The organism is Agrobacterium vitis (genome assembly GCF_013337045.2).
GTDB lineage: Bacteria > Pseudomonadota > Alphaproteobacteria > Rhizobiales > Rhizobiaceae > Allorhizobium > Allorhizobium vitis_B.
Map to the genome: position 1 here is coordinate 762,780 of NZ_CP118259.1, position 21,024 is coordinate 783,803.

At 59.5% G+C, this 21,024-nt stretch carries 14 protein-coding genes; 9 read left to right on the forward strand and 5 right to left on the reverse strand.

Annotated features, from left to right (window positions below):
• Positions 1 to 17: 17 nt before the first annotated feature.
• Genes ccmI through G6L01_RS03570 form a run of 4 tightly spaced genes read left to right on the forward strand, consistent with a single transcriptional unit; the run spans position 18 to position 4,070 of the window.
• Complete coding sequence (gene ccmI, locus G6L01_RS03555) at positions 18 to 1,169, forward strand: c-type cytochrome biogenesis protein CcmI (RefSeq protein ID WP_070167838.1); 1,152 nt, start codon at positions 18 to 20, stop codon at positions 1,167 to 1,169.
• Positions 1,166 to 1,615: a cytochrome c maturation protein CcmE gene (gene ccmE, locus G6L01_RS03560; RefSeq protein WP_070167839.1), complete on the forward strand. Its 450-nt coding sequence runs from the start codon at positions 1,166 to 1,168 to the stop codon at positions 1,613 to 1,615. The genes ccmI and ccmE overlap by 4 nt, the downstream gene beginning before the upstream one ends.
• Positions 1,612 to 3,615, forward strand: a complete 2,004-nt coding sequence (locus tag G6L01_RS03565; RefSeq protein WP_070167840.1) for a heme lyase CcmF/NrfE family subunit — start codon at positions 1,612 to 1,614, stop codon at positions 3,613 to 3,615. The genes ccmE and G6L01_RS03565 overlap by 4 nt, the downstream gene beginning before the upstream one ends.
• Complete coding sequence (locus G6L01_RS03570; protein WP_070167841.1) at positions 3,612 to 4,070, forward strand: cytochrome c-type biogenesis protein; 459 nt, start codon at positions 3,612 to 3,614, stop codon at positions 4,068 to 4,070. The genes G6L01_RS03565 and G6L01_RS03570 overlap by 4 nt, the downstream gene beginning before the upstream one ends.
• A 58-nt stretch (positions 4,071 to 4,128) precedes the next feature.
• On the opposite strand, the gene G6L01_RS03575 is transcribed toward G6L01_RS03570, so the two are convergent.
• On the reverse strand, positions 4,129 to 4,419 hold the full coding sequence (locus G6L01_RS03575; protein WP_071207991.1) for a hypothetical protein: 291 nt from the start codon (positions 4,417 to 4,419) through the stop codon (positions 4,129 to 4,131).
• Between the two features lie 238 nt (positions 4,420 to 4,657).
• Here G6L01_RS03575 and G6L01_RS03580 point away from each other — a divergent pair, with 238 nt between their 5' ends.
• The 4 genes from G6L01_RS03580 (at position 4,658) to G6L01_RS03595 (ending at position 11,542) form a co-directional block, all read left to right on the forward strand.
• Positions 4,658 to 6,208 (forward strand): Do family serine endopeptidase, encoded by a 1,551-nt coding sequence (locus tag G6L01_RS03580; protein WP_070167842.1) that lies wholly within the window; start codon positions 4,658 to 4,660, stop codon positions 6,206 to 6,208.
• A 114-nt stretch (positions 6,209 to 6,322) separates the two neighbouring features.
• Complete coding sequence (locus G6L01_RS03585; RefSeq protein WP_420359851.1) at positions 6,323 to 7,057, forward strand: response regulator transcription factor; 735 nt, start codon at positions 6,323 to 6,325, stop codon at positions 7,055 to 7,057.
• A gap of 8 nt (positions 7,058 to 7,065) precedes the next feature.
• Positions 7,066 to 8,472, forward strand: coding sequence for a sensor histidine kinase (locus tag G6L01_RS03590; RefSeq protein ID WP_070167843.1), 1,407 nt, complete (start codon positions 7,066 to 7,068; stop codon positions 8,470 to 8,472).
• A 70-nt stretch (positions 8,473 to 8,542) separates the two neighbouring features.
• On the forward strand, positions 8,543 to 11,542 hold the full coding sequence (locus G6L01_RS03595; protein ID WP_141747331.1) for a bifunctional [glutamine synthetase] adenylyltransferase/[glutamine synthetase]-adenylyl-L-tyrosine phosphorylase: 3,000 nt from the start codon (positions 8,543 to 8,545) through the stop codon (positions 11,540 to 11,542).
• Here the strand turns inward: G6L01_RS03595 and G6L01_RS03600 are convergent.
• The 3 genes from G6L01_RS03600 to G6L01_RS03610 all read right to left on the reverse strand — a co-directional run bounded on the left by G6L01_RS03600 (position 11,515) and on the right by G6L01_RS03610 (position 18,275).
• Positions 11,515 to 13,887 carry a PAS domain-containing sensor histidine kinase gene (locus G6L01_RS03600; RefSeq protein WP_070167845.1) on the reverse strand — a complete coding sequence of 791 codons (2,373 nt, stop codon included), beginning with the start codon at positions 13,885 to 13,887 and terminating at the stop codon, positions 11,515 to 11,517. The two genes, G6L01_RS03595 and G6L01_RS03600, sit on opposite strands and share 28 nt — an antisense overlap.
• Positions 13,888 to 14,172: 285 nt before the next feature.
• Positions 14,173 to 16,839, reverse strand: coding sequence for an aminopeptidase N (gene pepN / locus G6L01_RS03605; protein WP_070167846.1), 2,667 nt, complete (start codon positions 16,837 to 16,839; stop codon positions 14,173 to 14,175).
• Positions 16,840 to 17,162: 323 nt separating this feature from the next.
• Entirely contained in the window at positions 17,163 to 18,275 is a 1,113-nt protein-coding gene (locus G6L01_RS03610; RefSeq protein ID WP_070167847.1) for a methyl-accepting chemotaxis protein, read from the reverse strand.
• Between the two features lie 423 nt (positions 18,276 to 18,698).
• Between G6L01_RS03610 and G6L01_RS03615 the strand changes: the two genes are divergently transcribed.
• The gene (locus G6L01_RS03615; protein ID WP_070167848.1) at positions 18,699 to 19,652 is read left to right on the forward strand and encodes a DMT family transporter; all 954 of its coding nucleotides are present in this window, start codon (positions 18,699 to 18,701) and stop codon (positions 19,650 to 19,652) included.
• A 44-nt stretch (positions 19,653 to 19,696) separates the two neighbouring features.
• Here the strand turns inward: G6L01_RS03615 and G6L01_RS03620 are convergent, their stop codons facing one another.
• The gene (locus tag G6L01_RS03620; RefSeq protein ID WP_015915408.1) at positions 19,697 to 20,929 is read right to left on the reverse strand and encodes an MFS transporter; all 1,233 of its coding nucleotides are present in this window, start codon (positions 20,927 to 20,929) and stop codon (positions 19,697 to 19,699) included.
• Between the last annotated feature and the right edge of the window lie 95 nt (positions 20,930 to 21,024).

Below are 21,024 nucleotides of genomic sequence, written 5' to 3' on the forward strand. Positions count from 1 at the left end.
CGGGTTCAGGGAGCCTTATGCTGTTCTGGGTTGAAATTGCTGTTCTAACCTTTGCCGTTGCGGCAGCCTTTCTGTTGCCGTTGACGCGGGCGCAGCAGCGTGGTGAGCGCGAGACCCGTGATGGTGCGATGGCCGTCTATCGCGATCAATTGCAGGAACTCGAGCGTGACCGGGCGGGCGGGCTGATTTCCGCCGAGCAGGTGGATTATGCCCGCGCCGAGATTGCCCGCCGCCTTCTGGCCGCCGATAGGGGCGATGAAACAGGTCAGGCAGCCAAAAACGCGCCTCGCAAAACCTCGCGTAACGGTCTGGCGCAGGCCTTCGTCGTTCTGCTGGTACCTGCGGTCGGCCTTGGGCTTTATCTGGCCCTCGGCAGCCCCGGCCTCCCGTCGCAGCCTCTACAGGCCCGGCTGGAAAATCCCGGCAACGACATGAGCCTGCTGATTGCCCAGGCCGAACGCCATCTGATGCAAAAGCCTGACGATGGCGCGGGTTGGGATGTGCTGGCCCCGATCTATCTGCAACAAAACCGCATGGGCGAGGCGGAACTGGCCTTTCGCAATGCCATCCGGCTGAAGGGCGCCAGCCCCGAGCGGCTCAACGGGCTTGGCGAAGCGCTGATTGCCCAGAGCGACGGCGTGGTGACGGATGCTGCCCGCGATCTGTTTTCACAATCCGTGGCGCTGAACCGCGACAATCCGCGCGCTGCCTATTATCTGGCGCTGGCGCTGGAACAGTCCGGCAAGCGCAACGAGGCGCTGGCCGCCTTCAAGGTGATTGCGGCCCAATCCCCGCCCAATGCCCCGTGGCAACCGCTGGTCGCCCGTCATATTGCCCGCAATGATCCTCAGGCTGCTGCAACGGCGGCGCCCCTCGGAAGTCCCGATGCCGCCGCTGTGGCCGCGGCCCAGGGCTTGCCGGACGGCGACCGTCAGGCGATGATCAAGGGCATGGTTGAAAGCCTGGATGCCAAGCTGAAAACCGATCCGAACAATTTCGAAGGCTGGGTGCGGCTGGTGCGCTCCTATACGGTGTTGAAGGACAATCAGCGAGCGCTCGAAGCCTTGAAAACCGGGTTGAAGACCTTCCCAGCCGAGGGGGAGCAAGGCAAGCAGCTGATTGCCATGGCGCAGCAATTGGGATTGCCGGTTGAGGAGGCGCTGAAATGACCCGCAAACAGAAACGTCTCGCCGTCATCGCCGGAGGTGTTGGTTTCATCATGGCGGCTGTGCTGCTGGTTCTGTTCGCGTTCGGTCAGTCCATCGCCTATTTCTACATGCCCTCCGATCTCGCCAAGACGCCTGTTGGTCCTGGCACCCGCATCCGGCTGGGCGGGCTGGTGGCGGAGGGTTCGGTGAAGCGCGATACCGGCTCCACCGTCAGTTTTGCCGTGACCGATGGTACGGCCACGGTGCCGGTGACCTATACCGGCATTCTCCCGGATCTGTTTCGTGAAGGGCAGGGCGTGGTGACGGAAGGCGTGTTTGGCGCTGGCGGCACGCTGTTTGATGCCGATACGGTTCTGGCCAAGCATGACGAGAATTACATGCCGAAGGAAGTTGCCGACCGGATGAAGAAGGACGGCGTCTGGAAGGGTGAGGGAGAGGCGAAATGATCATTGAGATCGGCCATTACGCGCTGGTGCTGGCGCTGGCCGCCGCACTCTTGCTTTCGGTCCTGCCGATGCTGGGCGCCCGCAGGGGCGATACCGCCATGATGCAGACCGCAGTCACCGGCACCTATGCGCTGTTTGCGCTGGTGCTGTTTGCGTTCGGGGTGCTGGCTTATGCCTATCTGGTCTCGGATTTCTCGCTGCTGAATGCCTATCAGAATTCCCATTCGCTGATGCCCGCCATCTATCGCTTCTCGGCGGTCTGGGGCAATCACGAGGGATCGATGATGCTGTGGCTGTTGATCCTGACGCTGTTTTCGGCCCTGGTGGCGCTGTTCGGCACCAATCTGCCCGACAGGTTGAAAGCCAATGTACTCGGCGTTCAGGCCTGGATTTCCACGGCCTTTATTCTGTTCATTTTGATCACCTCCAATCCGTTCATTCGCCTCAATCCGGCGCCTGCCGAGGGGCAGGACTTGAACCCGGTCCTGCAGGACCCCGGCCTCGCCATCCATCCGCCGCTGCTTTATCTCGGCTATGTCGGGTTTTCCGTCTGTTTTTCCTTTGCCATCGCCGCTCTGATCGACGGGCGGATCGATGCCGCCTGGGCGCGCTGGGTCCGGCCCTGGACGCTGGCGGCTTGGACCTTCCTGACGGCGGGCATCGCCATGGGCTCCTACTGGGCCTATTACGAGCTTGGCTGGGGCGGCTGGTGGTTCTGGGACCCGGTCGAAAACGCCTCCTTCATGCCCTGGCTGGCAGGCACTGCGCTGTTGCATTCGGCGCTGGTGATGGAAAAGCGCGATGCGCTGAAAATCTGGACGGTGCTGCTCGCCATCCTGACCTTCTCGCTGTCGCTGCTCGGCACATTCCTGGTGCGCTCCGGCGTGCTGACCTCGGTGCATGCCTTTGCCACCGATCCCAGCCGCGGGATTTTCATTCTCGCCATCCTCATCCTGTTCATTGGCGGCGCGCTGTTCCTGTTCATGCTGCGGGCTCCGCATTTGAAGGCGGGCGGGCTGTTCCAGCCGATCTCGCGCGAAGGCGCGCTGGTGCTGAACAATCTGATCCTGACGGTGTCGACTGCGACAGTGCTGATCGGCACGCTCTATCCGCTGCTGCTGGAAACCCTGACCGGCGAGAAGATTTCGGTTGGCGCACCCTTCTTCAACCTGACCTTCGGCCTGCTGATGATCCCGCTTCTCGTCGCCGTTCCGTTCGGGCCGATGCTGGCCTGGAAGCGCGGCGATCTGCTGGGCGCGCTGCAACGGCTTTATCTGGCAGCAGTGCTGGCTTTTCTGGCCGGTCTTGTCTTCTATTACCTCCAGAATGGAGGCCCGATTCTGTCCGTGTTGGGGCTGGCCGCGGGCTTTTTCCTGATGTTCGGGGCGCTGGCCGATCTTGCTTTTCGTTCGGCTTTCGGCAAGCAGAATGCAAGCGTCGCCTTCCGCCGGTTGATCGGCCTGCCGCGCTCGGCCTTCGGCACGGCGTTTGCGCATTTTGGCCTTGGCGTCACCGTACTTGGCATTGTCGCGGTCACCACGTTTGAGAGCGAAATGGTGGTAGAGATGAAGCCCGGACAGACCGTGGAGGCCGGGGGCTTTTCCCTGACCTATGACGGGCTGCGCTCCGCCAAGGGACCGAATTATACCGAGGATCGTGGCCATTTCACCATCCGGCGCGGCGGGGTTTCTGAGGGCGACGTCTGGTCATCGAAACGGCTTTATACGGCAAGACGCATGCCGACCACCGAGGCGGGTATCCGCAGCTTTGGCTTTAGCCAGCTTTACGTTTCGCTCGGCGATGCCATGGCCGACGGCGGCATGGTGGTGCGGATCTGGTGGAAACCGTGGATTCTCTGCATCTGGGGCGGGGCGCTGGTGATGATGATCGGCGGCTTCGTTTCGCTTTCCGACCGGCGTCTGCGCGTCGGTGCTCCAAACCGCAAGGCAAAGGCAGCGGCGGTCAATGGTACCCTCAAGGGTCTGGAGGCGGCGGAATGAGGGCGCTTTTTGCGGTCTTCTTCGGTTTCTGGCTGTTGCTGGTTCAATCCGCCTTTGCCGTCAATCCCGATGAAATGCTGAAAGATCCGGCCTTGGAAGCCCGCGCCCGGCACCTGTCGTCGCAATTGCGCTGCATGGTCTGCCAGAACCAATCCATCGACGACAGCAACGCTGAACTCGCCCGCGATCTGCGGCTTCTGGTGCGCGAACGGATCGTCAAGGGCGATAGCGATGACGATGTCATTCGCTATCTGGTGTCGCGCTACGGTGAATTCGTGCTGCTGAAGCCGCGATTGACCTCGGAGACCTTGCTTCTGTGGGGCGCGCCGGGCTTACTTCTGGTGATTGGCGTGGGCGCAGCCTTCGCCTACAGCCGCCGACGTAGGAGCGTGGCTGCGGCGCAGCCGTTGAGTGCGGATGAAGAGGCTCGGCTGAAGCGGCTCCTGGAGGAGTAGGGGCGGCTCCCACGAAAGCCAGCAGGGTTCAGCCGCAGGACGCGGGGATATGTCCCCATCAGAAAAGCGGGATCTCGATCGTTGTGGGGTGATCGCTCGCCACGCCACTCACGCCTTGACGATAGACACGGTTGGGAAGCGGGTGGGGCACGCGCTTGGCGAAAGTTGTGCGCATGAAAAGCATGACACGACGATCGGTTATCGCGTTACCGGTCGATTTTTCCATATAGATTTTTGCGGGGCGTCCTTGGGCGTCGGTTATCAAACGAATGGCGCCGATCTCCTTGTGCGGGGCGGCTGCGCAGCCGGTCAGTATTGCCGCGAATAAACAGAGTGGAATACGATGCATAGAAATCCCCGGATCGGCTCAGGATGCGTAAAGGTCGTCCAAACTTTATCAAGCGACCGGCGTCGAACCTATTGAAAAACCTTTCCGGCGCGTAAATTTCCGCATTACCAACTTTTCATGTTCCGGACAGTTCGTTGTAACGTGATCCATCCTATATCTGTGTCATCCACCGCCTGAAGCCGGGTTGTTCCGGTCTTCGCAAGATACGATGCCAACAGAACAGATAAGGTAGAGATCCATGTCGAAATCCTTCCATAATCGCTCCGTTACCTCCAGGCTGCGGGCCGGTACCGCGGCAGGGCTGGCGGCCCTGATGCTGGCGGGTGCCGTGACGGTAACGCCTGCGCTGGCTGCGCCCGTCGAGGTGCAGGCGCCGCAGGTGCCAAGCTTTGCTGATCTGGTCAGTGCCGTTTCTCCCGCCGTCGTCTCCATCCGCGTCAAATCGGATGTGCAGCAGGCTTCCGAGGATGGCAGCAATTTCTCCTTCAATGGTCGTGACTTCGACCAGCTTCCCGATCCGCTGAAGCGCTTCTTCAAGGAATGGGGCATGCCAGGCCCCGGCGGTCCGGGTGGTCCAGGAGGCCCCAAGGGCGGACCGCATGCCGAGCGTCATGGCAAACTGCGTCCGATTGCCCAGGGCTCGGGCTTCTTCATCTCCGAGGACGGCTATGTCGTGACCAACAATCACGTGGTTTCCGATGGCCAGGCCTATACGGTGGTGATGAATGACGGCACCGAATATGATGCCAAGCTGGTCGGTAAGGACCCGCGCACCGATCTCGCCGTTTTGAAGGTCGATCAGCCGACCAAGAAATTCACCTATGTCGAATGGGCGCAGGACGAGAAGATCCGCGTTGGTGACTGGGTCGTGGCCGTCGGCAATCCTTTCGGTCTCGGTGGAACCGTGACCTCGGGTATCGTTTCGGCCTTTGGCCGCGATATCGGCTCCGGCCCTTATGATGATTACATCCAGATCGACGCACCGGTAAACCGGGGTAATTCGGGTGGGCCGGACTTCAACCTCAGCGGCAAGGTGGTCGGGATCAACACGGCAATCTTCTCGCCATCGGGCGGCAGCGTCGGCATCGCCTTCGCCATTCCGGCGGCCACCGCCAAGGATGTGGTTGCTGAATTGATCAAGCATGGCTCGGTGCAGCGCGGCTGGCTTGGCGTGCAGATCCAGCCCGTCACCAAGGATATAGCCGAATCGCTCGGTCTGGCCGATGCCAAGGGCGCGCTGGTGGCTGAGCCGCAGGCCGATTCGCCCGGAGAAAAGGCCGGTATCAAGCAGGGCGACGTGATTACCGCGGTGAATGGCGATCCGGTCAAGGACCCGCGTGACCTGGCCAAGCGCATTGCTGCCTTCCCGCCCAATACAAAGGTCGATATTTCGATCTGGCGCAATGGCAAGCCGACCGCCGTCAAGGTCGATCTCGGCACCTTGCCTGCTGAAAAGGAAACGGCCAGCGGCGATGAGGACCAAGGCGCGCCCGAGCAGAATGCACCGGCCACCGAGCAGGCGCTTGCCAATCTCGGGGTCACTGTCCAGCGTGCCGATGACGGCAAGGGCTTGACGATCACCAATGTCGATCCGGATTCCGACGCTGCCGACAAGGGGCTGAAGAATGGTCAGAAGATCACCTCGGTGAATAATCAGCAGGTCTCCAGCGCCGCCGATGTCAAGAAGATCCTTGAACAGGCCAAGAAGGATGGACGCACCAAGGCGCTCTTCCAGGTGGAAACCGACAATGGCAGCCGCTTCATCGCCCTGCCGATCAACCAGGGCTGATGATCAGGCCTTTGACGGCGGCTGGACCTTTCCAGTCGCCGTCAATCTTCCGGCAGAAGATGTGTTTTCGTGAACGAAGAGGCGCAGATCATGGCATTCGGGACGGGACAAAGCATGGAAACCGGTAAAACAGGCTGTGCTTCGGGCAATGCGGGCACTAATGTCGCACGCATGAAAATACTTGTGATCGAAGACGATCTTGAAGCCGCCGCTTACATGACCAAGGCCTTCCGTGAGGCGGGGATCATGGCCGACCACGCCAGCGATGGCGAGGCAGGCCTATTCATGGGCTGCGAAAATACCTATGACGTGATGATCATCGACCGGATGCTGCCGCGTCGCGATGGCTTGTCGGTGATATCAGAATTGCGCAAGCGCAGCATCAATACGCCGGTGCTGATCCTGTCGGCGCTTGGCCAGGTGGATGACCGGGTGACCGGTCTTCGCGCCGGTGGCGACGATTACCTGCCCAAGCCCTATGCCTTTTCCGAGCTTCTGGCCCGGGTCGAAGTGCTGGGGCGACGCAAGGGGACGCCGGAACAGGATATGGTCTACCGGGTCGGTGATCTGGAACTTGACCGGCTGTCCCATGAAGTGCGCCGGGCGGGCAAGGAAATCCTGCTCCAGCCCCGCGAATTCCGCCTGCTGGAATATCTGATGAAGAATGCCGGGCAGGTGGTGACCCGCACCATGCTGCTGGAACATGTCTGGGACTATCATTTCGATCCGCAGACCAATGTCATCGACGTGCATGTATCGCGGCTGCGCTCCAAGATCGAAAAGGATTTCGACCGGCCGCTGCTGAAGACGGTGCGCGGTGCGGGCTATATGATCAAAGACGAAAGCTGACGAGCCCGATGTCGCGTGCCGGATTTCTTCTCAAGTCTACCGCCGTCAGGCTTTCGGCGCTTTACATCATTCTGTTTGCGCTTTGTGCCGCTCTTCTGGTGATCTATGTTACGGCGCTTTCGGAACGGCTGCTCAATCAGCAGACGCGAGAGAGCCTGCAACAGGAAGTGGCCGAAATCGAGCGCGCTTATGAAAAGGGTGGCGTCGAAAATCTGCTGCGGCTGATGGAACGGCGCATGCGCCAGCCCGGTGCCAATCTCTATGTTATCGCCGGGCCAAATGGCGAGTTTCTGGCGGGCAATGTCAGCTCTGTCGAGCCGGGCGTACTGGACCGCGAGGGCTGGACGAATTTTCCCTTCGCTTATAACCGCTATGCGGAGGCAGGTCCGGCCCGCCCGCATCTGGCGATTGCCAATGTGCTGGCGCTGGACAATGGGTTGCGTATTCTGGTCGGGCGGGATCTGGGCGAGCCGACCAAATTCCGCATTCTGGTGCGCAAAGCACTGATGGTGGCGCTCGCGATCATGGGGGCCGGGGCTTTGGTGATCTGGTTTGCCATTGGCCGCAACGCCTTGAAGCGCATCGATCGGGTGTCTGCCGCCAGCAAGAAGATCATGGCGGGCGATCTTGCCCAGCGTCTGCCGGTCTCCGGTTCCGGCGATGAATTCGACCGGCTGTCGCGCTCGCTGAACGATATGCTGGAGCGGATCGAAAAGCTCAATGAGGGGCTACGTCAGGTTTCCGACAATATCGCCCATGACCTGAAGACGCCGCTGACCCGGCTGCGCAACAAGGCCGCCGATGCGTTGGCCGAGGATGATGACCAACTGCGGCGTCAGGCGCTGGAAGGGATTATCGGCGAATCGGATCAGTTGATCCGCACGTTCAACGCGCTGTTGATGATTTCCCGCGTCGAAGCGGGATCGATTGCCGCCGAGCTTTCCGATCTCGACGCCTCCACCATTGCCGCTGATACCGCTGAGCTTTACGAGCCGGTGGCCGAGGAGGCGGGCTATATGCTGGCAAGCGATATTGCCCCCGGCATTAGCGTGCGGGGCAATCGCGAACTGATCGGCCAGGCGATTTTTAATCTGCTCGACAATGCCATCAAATACGCGGGTGAAGGCGGCAGCGAAATCCGCGTGGTGCTGGTAAAGACGCCGGGCGGCGAGGCGCGTCTCAGTGTCTGCGACCACGGCCCTGGCATCGCGGCAGAGCGCCGGGAAGATGTCGTCAAGCGTTTCGTGCGGCTGGATGAAAGCCGCAGCAAACCCGGCACTGGTCTTGGCCTGTCGCTGGTCGAGGCGGTGATGGCATTGCATGGCGGCAGGCTGGAACTGAGCGATACCGATGCGGCCAATTCCGAGTGTCCCGGACTGACGGCCACCATGGTCTTTCCGCGTGTAACCGCATAAACTTCTCCCAACCCGCTATGGCCAAAAAGGCCGCCTTGTAACAGGCAGACCGAAACAGGCGGGATGGAGGATGTGCATGCCCAAGGACCAGCCCGTTTCGCCGGAAACCGTCTTTCTGCGCGATGTCGCCGAAGGTGTCGTCAAACCGCTGAACAAGGTGGAGACCAAAGCTGTCCTTGCCGTGCTGAAGGAGCTTGGCCGGGATGCGCCTGAGATCGCGGCCTTGCTTTTGGAGGAGACGCCACTCAGAGCCTTCATCATCGCCGCCCTGACGCTGTCGCCCTATCTGCGTGAGACGGCGGCCCTGCGTCCCGATCTGCTGGTATGCGCGATACAGGCCCCTTTGCAAGACAGCCTGAACGAGTTGGTGGAGCACGCGCGTCATGCCTGGCGACCGGAAAAGGGCGAAACGCCGCCAACTGAGGTCATGGTGATGAGCCGGTTGCGCCGGGCCAAGCGGGGCCTGTCCTTCCTACTGGCGCTGGCCGATCTGGGCCGGCTGTTTCATCCCCGCCAGACGACGCTATGGCTGTCGCGGATGGCGGATGCGGCAATCGCCTGCGCCATCGACCACCTTCTGCTGGCGGGTCATGAGGCTGGCAAGTTGCGGCTTGCCGATCGCGATGCGCCATCGAAACACAGCGGCCTGATCGTGCTGGGCATGGGCAAGCTTGGCGCGTTTGAGCTGAACTATTCGTCGGACATCGATCTCGTGGTGTTTTTCGAGCCGGATGCGGCAATCCTGGTCGCGCCCGAGGAAGCAACCGAAACCTATGGCCGGATGATGCGCCGGTTGATCCGCATCCTTCAGGAGCGCACGGGGGATGGCTATGTCTTCCGTACCGATTTGAGGCTCAGGCCCGATCCGGGGGCCACGCCGCTCGCCATGCCGGTTGAGGCAGCGCTGATCTATTATGAGGGACGTGGGCAGAACTGGGAGCGCGCCGCCTTTATCAAAGCCCGGGCGTTGGCGGGGGATCTTGCCGCAGGTCAGGCCTTTCTCAAGGAATTGGCGCCTTTCGTGTTTCGAAAATACCTCGATTATGCGGCGATTGCCGATATTCATTCGATCAAGCGGCAGATCCATAGCCATCGGGGCCATGGAGCGATTGCGGTCAAGGGCCATAACGTCAAGCTCGGGCGCGGCGGCATTCGCGAGATCGAGTTCTTCGCCCAGACCCAGCAATTGATCGCTGGTGGACGGATGCCGGACCTGCGGGTGCGCGGCACCGAGGCGGCACTGGCCGCGTTGGAACAGGCCCGCTGGATCGATGCGACCACCCGCGATGAACTGACGGAGGCCTATTGGTTCCTGCGGGATATCGAGCACCGCATCCAGATGGTGCATGACGAGCAGAGCCATACGCTGCCGACCACAGAGACTGAGTTGAAGCGGATCGCGCTGATGTGCGGCTTCGATACTCCGGCAGGCTTTTCGCAGGCCCTGGAAAAGCGGCTGCGGCTGGTGGAGCGACGTTACGGTCAATTGTTTGAACAGGAAGACGATCTGTCTGTTGGCGGCAATCTGGTATTTACCGGTCAAAAGGACGATCCCGATACGTTGAAGACGCTGGAAAAGCTTGGGTTTCAACGGCCTGAAGACATTTCCAGGGTGATCCGCACCTGGCATTACGGGCGCTACCGCGCCACGCAATCGGTGGAGGCCCGCGAACGGTTGACGGAACTGACCCCGCGTCTCCTCAAGGCATTTGGCGAAAGCCGTCGCGCCGATGAGGCGCTGTTGCGGTTTGATGCGTTTATGTCGGGCCTTCCCGCCGGTATCCAGTTGTTTTCGCTGCTTGGCAACAACCCGGCACTGCTGGAATTGATCGTTACCATCATGGCTGCAGCGCCCCGGCTTGCTGCCACCATTGCCAGTCGGCCGCATGTTTTCGACGGCATGCTCGACCCCGGTCTGATGGCCGATCTGCCGACGCGCGATTACCTTGCCATGCGCCTCGATGCTTTTATTGGCGGTGTGTCGAATTACGAGGAATTGCTGGACCGCCTGCGGATCTTTGCCGCCGAGCAGCGTTTCCTGATCGGCATTCGCCTGATGACCGGGGCAATTTCCGGAACGGTGGCAGGTCATGCCTTTACCGATCTCGCCGATCTGGTGATCGAGCAGGCCTTTCACGCCGTGCGCCGTGAAGTGGAACGGGTGCATGGCCGGATCTCTGGCGGGCAACTGGCGCTGGTCGGCATGGGCAAGCTTGGCTCGCGGGAGCTGACGGCAGGTTCCGACGTCGATCTGATCGTGCTTTATGAGTATGATGATGAAAACGGGGAGAGCGATGGAGCAAAACCGCTCGATGCCGTGCGTTATTACACCCGCCTGACACAGCGGTTGATCGCCGCCTTGTCCGCACCGACCGCCGAGGGCGTGCTCTATGAGGTGGACATGCGGCTTCGTCCTTCCGGCAACAAGGGGCCGGTGGCAACCCGGTTGAGAGCCTTCGAGCGCTATCAGCGCGAGGAGGCCTGGACCTGGGAGCACATGGCGCTGACCCGCGCCCGGCTGATCACCGGCGATGGCCCGCTGGTTGCGAAGGCGCAAACCATCATTGCCGATATCCTGGCGCAGACCCGCGACCGCGCGGCAATTGCTGCCGATGTCAGTGAGATGCGCAGCCTGATCGACACCGAAAAGCCGCCGAAGGACGGATGGGACCTGAAACTGATACCCGGCGGATTGGTCGATCTGGAATTTCTCGCTCAATACCTGGCCCTGGTAGAACCGGATCATGGATTGAAGGCACGGGACGGGTCGGGATTTTCGCAGACGGATATCACCACCGCCCAGCGTTTGAAGCAGGGTGGTGCGCGGGCGATGGATGCGGGTGATCTCGATCTCTGCCTTGCGGCCCTCACGCTCTACACGGAACTGTCGCAGGTAATCAGGGCCTGTGTCGAGGGAGGATTCAGGCCGCAGGATGCACCGGCGGGCCTGATCGATGTCGTCCTGCGGGTTGCCGACTGCCCGGACCTGAAAGTGCTGGAGGCCGAGTTGAAACGCCTGTCCAAGGCGGTTCGGCGGATTTTTCAGGCGGTTGTCAGCACCCGGCCCTGAGCGGCGGATTTGCGGCAGGGGGGAAGTTGTGACGGTCTATCCGGCACGGTGATCGAAACGACAGTCCCTTTGCCCTCGCGTGAACGGATCCGCAGGCTGCCGCCATGCAGCATGATCAGCGAGCGGGAAATCGCCAGGCCCAGGCCCGATCCGCCCTTGCTCTTGGCATATTGGCTCTGCACCTGCTCGAAGGGCTGGCCGATCTTGCTGATGGCCTGTTTGGGAATGCCGATGCCGGTATCAGAGACCAGCAGCCGCACCGCGCCGTCGATCTTGTGGGCGCGCACCGCGATACGTCCGCCCTCATTGGTGAATTTAACCGCATTTGACAGGATGTTGAGCAGGATCTGCTTCAGGGCGCGCCGGTCGGCGGTCATGGCGAGGCCCGAAACGATGCGTTGCTCAATGGCGATATTCTTGTCCTTGGCGGAAATCGTCGTCAGTCGCAGGGTTTCGTCGATCAGCGAGGCGAAATCAACGTTTTCGCATTTCAGCAGCATATGGCCCGCCTCGATCTTCGACATGTCGAGAATGTCGTTGATAACGTTGAGGAGATGCTTGCCGCTATCGTGGATATCGCGAGCATATTCGCCGTATTTCGGGGAGCCGATCGGCCCGAACATGCCGGTGGAGAGGATTTCGGAAAAGCCGAGGATGGCGTTGAGCGGCGTGCGCAACTCATGCGACATATTGGCGAGGAACTCTGATTTGGCCTTGTTGGCCGCTTCGGCGCGCTGCTTTTCGGCCAGGTATTTTTCGTTGGCTTCCGACAGTTCCGCCTTTTGCCGTTCCAGCTTTTTCTGCGACGAAGACAGGTCGCCAATGGTTGCCATCAGCCGGCGCTCCTGCTCTCGCAGCCGCTCCTGATGGCGCTTCAGCAGGGTAATGTCGGTACCAACAGAGACCAGGCCGCCATCACGGGTGCGCCGCTCGTTGATTTGCAGCCAGCGCTCGTCGGCCAGTTGCAACTCTGTCGTGCGCGAGCTTCCCTTCGCGGACGGATCGGCAATGCGCCGTTGAATGATGGGTCTGGCAGCAGCCGCATCGACCACAGCGCGCTCGACGCCGGGCACCAGCACGCTGTCGGGCAAGCCGTAGACATGCTGAAAATGGGCATTGCACATCACCAACCGGTCATTCTTGTCCCAGAGCACGAAGGCTTCCGAGGTACATTCGATGGCATCGGCCAGTCGCTGGTCGGCTTCGGCGTAGCGCTGTGCCAGCCGGTGCTGCTCCGTCACGTCCATGGCGATGCCGATCACATGCGGGCTGCCGGAACTGGTGCGGATCACCTGGGCGCGGGCGCGCAGCCAGACATAATGGCCATTGGCGTGACGCATGCGAAACACCTGGTCGATATGGCGGTCGCCATCCCGGCCAATGGTGCGGGCCAGCGCATAAAGATTGCCGTCATCGGGGTGCATCAGCCGGGCAGCGTCGGCAAAGCCGAGCGGTTCGCTGGACGGCGGCAGGCCGAGAATGTCGAACATCGAGCGCGACCAGACCAGTTTTCGGCTGGCGAGATCGAAATCCCACAATCCGCAGCGACCGCGTGACAGGGCGGTTTCGACCCGGCGGTTGGAATCGACGAACACGTCAGAGGTTTCCCGTGCCCGTTTTGCCTGGGCGAAATAGGCATAGAGAATGCCCATCAGGATCAGCGAGATGGCCGAAAACAGCGTGACGTTGAGGGCGAGTTCCGCCCGCCAGTAATCGGCGGCGGATTTCAGCGAATGTGCCGCCAGCACCAGGGCGCCGTCCGTGCCGGTAGGGGTCAGCACGGCGATATGGCGAAAGCCGTTGATGTCGGTTTCGACTGCTCCGGTCTGGTCGCCGAAATTACGGAGCACCGCGACCTGCGGAAACAGCGCCATGATCTGCATACCGACAAAACTGCGGCCATTGCCGGAACTGGCGACCACCCGGCCTTCGGGATCGAGCAAGAGAACGAAGCTTTCGTCATCGAGAAGATTGGGCGGCAGAAAACGCTTGATCAGCGCCTCGGCCTTATCCCTGCCAAGTTCCGCCGGAAGCTCAGGGCCGGAAGATAAGGCCGCCGCCGCCGCAGAAGCCATCATTGCGGTGGAATGGCGGATGGCGCTTTCCATTCGCGCATATTCCGAGACAAGCCCCATGCCGCGCGCCATAGCGATGACGATCAGAAAAGCGACCACCAGAATAGGAATGACTTGGCGAAGGGCCGCGTCAGTATTGGAAATCGAAAGGTTTCGGACGACGTAAGCAACGCCTCCGTGGTTCTTGACCGCGTCCAGAAATGACAGATATCCGGGAAATTCCGGTCGCAACCGATCATCGGCTGCGGTCGCCCGCTGCACGTTTTCCATTGTCCCTGCCTTGATCCCTCGTCCTGATTCGGCGCGCCGCTCGCTCCAAATCTAACCTAATGAATCATCAGGGATTCTTCCTGTCCAGTCGAAAAAACTAACCACTTGTTAACCTCTTGCGAAGAATCAGCTTTTCATGATCGTACGCCTGTTGCAGCCGCACATATCAGGCATCGAATCATGCTTGCTTCGCCAGTACATGCGCATGCCCTCCAGGCTTGCGCAGAAAAAAGGGGCGGACGCATTTGCGACCGCCCCTTTGGGAAGACTATAAACTGGAGGTGTTCAGCCTTTCAGCATTCGCTCGACGATGTCGCGGACATCGTTGGAAAGCCCGTTTGAGCTTTCGATAAGGGCAAGGGCCGCCTTGGCCTTGGCCGCGCGGATCGGCTCAAGTTTTTGCCAGGTGCGCATCGAGGTCAGCAGGCGGGCGGCAAGCTGCGGATTGCGCTTGTCGATGGCCAGAATTTGCTCGGCAAGGAAATCATAGGCCTTGCCATCGGCGCGGTGGAAACCGGTCGGGTTGGAAAAGGCAAAACTGCCGATCAGCGCACGAACGCGGTTGGGATTGCTGGCGTTGAACAGCGAATTTTGCATGAGCGCTTCAATCCGTTCCAGCGCACCGTGTCCCGGGATGGTGGCCTGGATGGAAAACCACTTGTCCAGTACCAATGCGTTCTGGGCGAAACGGGTCTGGAAATTGGCCAGTGCTGCCTGCGCCTCTTCCGTATCGCCAAAGTGATAGGCGAGAACGCCGAGCGCATGCGACAGATCGGTCATGTTGTCGGCGTTGCCATAGGCCTCGGCGGCCTTGGCTGGCTCGCTTTTGGCCTGAACGAGATAGCCAAGTGCTGCATTTTTCAGGGCTCTCTTGCCTGCCGCAGCAGCATCCGGGCTATAGGGGGTCTCAGACGCCATGTCGTCATAGAGGCGGGCAAACAGCTCCGCGCCCTCAATGGCGATATCAGCCAGAACTGCCTGGCGTGCCTGATGGATGGCGTCCGGGTCGATGTCGCTGCCCAGTTCGCGGGCGATATCGGCTTCGCTCGGCAGCGCCAGCACCTGGGCGCGGAAGGCCGGCTCAAGTGCATCGTCGGCGATGATGGCAAGCAGGCTTCCCTTCAGGGCAGCGCTTGCCTTGTCGGAAGCGCTTTTGGCCGTGCCGCTCTTGGTGGAGAACTGGCGCGCGCTGTCGCACAGAACCGGCAAAGCGAGGTCGGTCAAGGCCTGCCAGCGGGAGAACAGGTCGCTATCGTGGCGGGCGATCAGCGCCAGATCCGCACTTGCCTGGCTGAAATGCAGGATGACGGGTGCCGAAAAGCTCCGGTTGAGCGACAGGACTGGACGTTCCTTCACGCCTGAAAATTGGAATACCTGCCGACGTTCGGTCAGATGCAGCACGTCGCCGCTGATTTCGCCACCGTCCACAGTTGCTGTGTCGAGCGGCGTGCCATCTGCCGCAAGAAGCCCAAAGCGCAGCGGAATATGCATTGGCTGCTTGTTTGGCTGGCCGGGTGTCGGTGGAATCACCTGTTCCAGCTCGACGGTAAACAGGTTCGCGCCGGTATCGTAGGCGCAGGATACCGTCACATTCGGCGTACCAGCCTGATTATACCAGAGAGAGAATTGGGTAAGATCGCGCCCGGAGACCTCCGCAAAACAGGCAACGAAATCCTCGACCGTTGCCGCATCGCCGTCATGGCGCTCGAAATAGAGATCCATACCGGCCTTGAACAGGTTCGGCCCGAGGATGGTGGCGATCATCCCGGTGACTTCAGAGCCTTTTTCATAGACGGTGGTCGTGTAGAAGTTATTGATTTCCTTGTAGGTATTCGGGCGTACCGGATGCGCGAGCGGCCCGGAATCCTCAACGAACTGTTCGGCACGCAAATGCCGGACTTCGGCGATGCGCTTGACGGCGCGTGAGCGCTGATCGGCGGAAAACTGGTGATCGCGATAGACCGTCAGCCCTTCCTTGAGGCAGAGCTGGAACCAGTCGCGGCAGGTGATGCGGTTGCCGGTCCAGTTATGGAAATACTCGTGGGCAATGATCGCCTCGATATTGGCATAGTCGGCATCGGTGGCGGTTTGCGGGTCGGCCAGCACATATTTGTCGTTGAAGACATTCAGGCCCTTGTTTTCCATTGCCCCCATGTTGAAATCCGACACGGCGACGATCATGAAAATATCCAGATCGTATTCGCGCCCGAACACATCCTCATCCCATTTCATCGAGCGCTTCAGCGCATCCATCGCATAGGCGGCGCGAGGTTCCTTGCCGTGCTCCACATAGATTTTCAGCGCGACCTCGCGGCCAGACACCGTCGTGAACGTGTCCTCGATGAGGCCGAGATCGCCTGCCACCAGTGCAAACAGGTAGCTGGGCTTGGGATGGGGATCGAACCAGGCGGCGAAATGCTTGCCCTCGCCATAGCCCGCACCACCCAGGAAATTGCCGTTCGACAACAGCAGCGGATTGGCTTGCTTGTCAGCGATGATATTGACGGTGTAGACCGACAGCACGTCTGGACGGTCCGGGAAATAGGTGATGCGGCGGAAGCCCTCGGCCTCGCATTGGGTGCAATAGATGCCGTTCGAGCGGTAAAGCCCCATCAACTGGGTATTGGCCTCAGGATTGATCAGCGTGGTAATGGTGATCTCAAAGGGTTCGGCAGCAGGAAGATCGCGGATCGTCAATGAGCGCGCGGTTGCGCTGTAACGCTCCGGCTCCAGCTCGATCTGGTCGAACAGCACGCTGGAGAGAACCAGATCATCGCCGTCCAGCACCAGCGGTGCGGTGACATCGGCACCTTCACGACGATGGAAGATCAGGCGGGCCTCGACCTTTGTGTCTGTTGGATCAAGCTCGAAAGTCAGGTCCACTCGCTCCAGGACAAACTCGGTCGGGCGATAATCCGCCAGGCTGACAACCTGGCCCGTTTCTGTACGCATCAATATATCCTGATCGTCCTATTGCAAATCGACTACACGCGAGCGTTTCGATGGAACGGGCCAGCGCAATTCATGGGCATGATGACATCAATTTCTGAACGATTGCTAAAATCCGATCTATTATTGTCTATTCTTGATGAAGTCAGATCATTTTCTTGTCCCATGAAAACGCGGAAATGAGCTATCCTATTGTTTTCAAAGGTTTCCGATTGCCAAATCCGCTTTGCACTTTTGTTGGAAATGCTCCAGAAATATTTTGACCCGAGGTCTGGTTTTGGTGTGCCGACAGGCCTCGGCGGGAACCACTGGGATATCGACCTGGGTCACAGACCGATATCAAGCTTTGCGCGGATGTCTTGATCCGCCTCGGTCTGTTGAATAATCACGCCATACCAACCAAGACCATCGTAGTCTTCGTAACCAAGAGTTTTGGCAAAGGCGATGATGTTTCCGCTGTCATCATAGTAACTGCCTTTCTGGTTTGCTTGGCTATTGTGCAGCGGGAAATGAGTGTAGATCCGGCTTGGATGAGAGCTTGCAATCACCCGCATTGAGCCATCGAGCAGCATGACCTGGGTCTTGTCAACGAGATGCGGCGGCAGATTGGCTTCTTTTTCGACAATGGCCTGGCCCTGGGCCTGCCAGTCGAAATAGACGCCAAGCATTCCCAGCAGTTCGCCGTCCGAACGGCCTCCCGCCCGAATTCCGGTAGCATAGACCAGTGTGTCGCGGTTGTCATGCAGAGGGCTTTTTTTGACTTCGTCAACGATATAGTCGTCGCCGCTTTTGGTTTGACCGGCGGCCATGACCCATGTTTCCTGGGCAAAATTCTTGTTCTGAAGATTGTTGCGGTAGCGTGGATTTGCAGAAGCGACGACACGGCCACTGGCATCCGTCATCACCAGATCGAGATAGACCGTATAGAACCGATTGATGACCCCCAGTCGCTCCGAGGCATGGTTGAAGCTTTCGGTGGTTGGATTTTGCAGCGCCGACCACAGGGCAGTGTCCGTTGCCCACCAGCGAACATCGGCGGTGCGCTCGAACAGATTGCGGACGATGAACTGTACCAGGGTCAGGCAGAGATCGGTCAGCCGCACACCTTCCATTTCCTGAACCAGACCATCGGCCATGGCCCGGCCAAGCTTTATGCGGCTCAAAACATTGTCCTCGAACTGTTTGGCGATGTCGGCCGCGCTTTGCGCCAGGCGCTGGACTTCATTGGCCACGACCGCGAAGCCCTTGCCCGTATCACCGGCGCGCGCGGCTTCAATCAGGGCATTGATGGCCAGCAGGCGGATCTGCTTGACCACCAATGTGTTGTTCATGCTGAATGTTTCGAGATCGCCGCCAATGCTTTCCGTAATCAACCGCATGGAGCGAGGCGTTGCAGTCACGACCCTGTTCTGGCGGAGCGGTGCTGGGGAATTCGACATGGCGATAAATCCTGAAGCCAGGGCCGCGATGACCCAAAGTGGAAAGAAAAATAATATATTGCTTTGCAGTAAATTAACGCATGACTTGGTTAAGTAAGTATAAATTCAAATCTATTGTTTTTGGGTGCGATTTGTTTATCGAAGATAGCTCAACGATTTTCGAGATTTGGGCATAAGTGTATGATTTAAAGATAGTAATTTTGTAATTATTTATTTAGGGTTGCGACAGTATTTGTGGTTGTCCAACCACATTGCGCATTGCCTGTTTGCAACGTGGTATGTTCGTGAATGCTGACGTTGTTCTTGCGCGGTCGGTCCGAATCGGCAATGGTCGGGTTATCCGACGTGCTGGCTGAACCCCATGGCCGCTCGTCCCCTTGATGTCATGGCCCGCATATCAGCCGGCCTTGTGAGTCCAGCGTCATGAACAGTGAAGTATCGGCGGGTCCGATCAGAGGCCCGATCAGGGGCATTGTGTTCAAGGTCGCCTCTGTTACGGTCTTCGTTGCCATGCAGACAGCGATCAAACTGGCAGGCGATGACGTGCCGGCGGGGCAGATCACCTTCTATCGCTCGGCCTTCGCGCTTATTCCCATTCTGGCCTATCTTGCCTATCTGGGGCAGATCAGGACCGGGTTGAAGACGGCCAATGTGTTTGGGCATGTCAAACGCGGGCTGATCGGTATCGCCGCCATGGTCTGTGGCTTTTACGGCCTCGTGCATCTGCCGATGCCGGATGCAATTGCCATCGGTTATGCCATGCCGCTGATCGCCGTGGTGTTTGCTGCGGTTTTCCTGGGTGAGACCGTCAGGCTCTATCGCTGGTCGGCGGTTGCCATCGGCCTTGTTGGTGTGGTGATTATTTCCTGGCCGAAGCTGACCCTGTTGCAGGACGGATTTTATGGTTCCGAGGCTGGCATGGGCACACTTGCGGTGCTGGCTTCCGCCACGCTTGGGGCCGCGGCGATGTTGCAGGTCCGCCAACTCGTTCGTGAAGAAAAAACCGCGACGATCGTATTGTATTTCTCGATCATCGCGGCACTGATATCGCTTGTCAGTCTACCATTTGGCTGGAACGATCTCTCTGCCCGTCAGCTTGGTCTGCTCGCCTTTGCGGGGATCTGCGGCGGTCTCGCCCAGATTTTACTGACCGAAAGCTATCGGCATGCCGATATTTCGACGATTGCGCCGTTCGAATACAGTTCCATCCTGTTTGGCTCACTGATCGGCTATCTGCTGTTCAATGATCTTCCGAGCATTCACACTCTTGTCGGCACGCTGATTGTGGCCGGAGCCGGAATTTTCATCATCCTGCGCGAACATCAACTGGGGCTGGAGCGCCGCGCGGCGCGCAAGGCGTCCACCCCTGGCGCCTGATACCAAAGGTCATTTTCAATGGCCCTTGGTATGAGTGTCGTGGATCAGAGATCGGTGATCTTGCTGGAGACGGCTTCCGTGCCCTGGAGCGGGATGGAGGAGGCTTGAAACTCCGTTTTTCCAGGTTGGTCAGGGACAGCGCTACGCTGCCGCATCCGCCAGGCGGCATAGCCAGCGTAGAGAAGAAAGCTGATAGCGAGGCTGAACAGCAGTCCGTTGGGGCCGACGCCCTGCATGATTGCGCCTGTTACCAGCGGGCCGGTGACGGTGCCGAAGCCGTAGAGAATCATGATGGCACTGGAGATCGTCACATATTCATCGGGATCGGCCATATCATTGGCATGGGCAACATTGAGTGAGTAGACCGGATAAAGCACGGTGCCGACAAAGAAGCCGCAGATATAGAGCGCCAATGGCGAAATTCCGCCGAGCACGATCATCACCGCGCAGCAAAACACCCCGAACAAACCAGCGCCGACCATAACGCGGCGGCGGTCCATGCGATCGGACAGCCGCCCGAGCGGCATCTGCGCGATGGCGCCTCCAGCCAGGACGGCTGCCAGAAAGGTAGCGCCTTCCGCCGTCGAAAGACCGACCCTCTGGCTGTAAACCGCGCCGAGACTGCTCCAGGTTCCCGATAAAGCGCCTGATAGCAGTGAGCCGACAAAAGCAATGGGCGAGCGGATATAGAGTTTCTTCAGGTCGAACCGTGCCTGGGCCAGTGGTGCGGGCGATTGAGCGGTGGAGAGGGCGGTGGGAAACAGAGCCGCGGAGAAAATCAATCCGCAGACGACGAACAGTGTCACCTGGCTTGGATCGCCAAGCGGCACGATATACTGGCCACCAATCGAGCCAACCAGGCAGGAGATCATATAGATGGAAAACAATCCGCCACGGTTTTCATTGTTGCTACGCTCATTCAGCCAGCTTTCGATGATCAGGTAGCTGCCGGCAATGGCAAAACCGGCAATGCCTCGGAACAAGGTCCAGGCCCGCCAGTCGACAACGATGGCGCAGAGTAGGACAGACATGGTCAGGAGAGTGATCAGGGCGGAAAAAACCCGGACATGTCCCACCTTCTGCACCAGGCGAGGCGTGACGACGCAGGATGTGGTGAAGCCAAATGTGTAGCCGGTGGCGATGATCGAAATGGTGAATGTCGACCATCCCTCGGCAATCGCCCGGATTGGCAGCATGTAATTCATCAGCCCGAATCCGGCCATCATCAGCAGGGTTGAGAGCATGAGGGCGCCGATGGAGGCGAGACTGGCGATCATGGCATGGTCCGAACAGGAATGGGGCTGCGACTGGGAAGCGACTCTAACTGGGACCCACTTACGGCGAAGATTATGCCGCAGATATGACAGGCAAC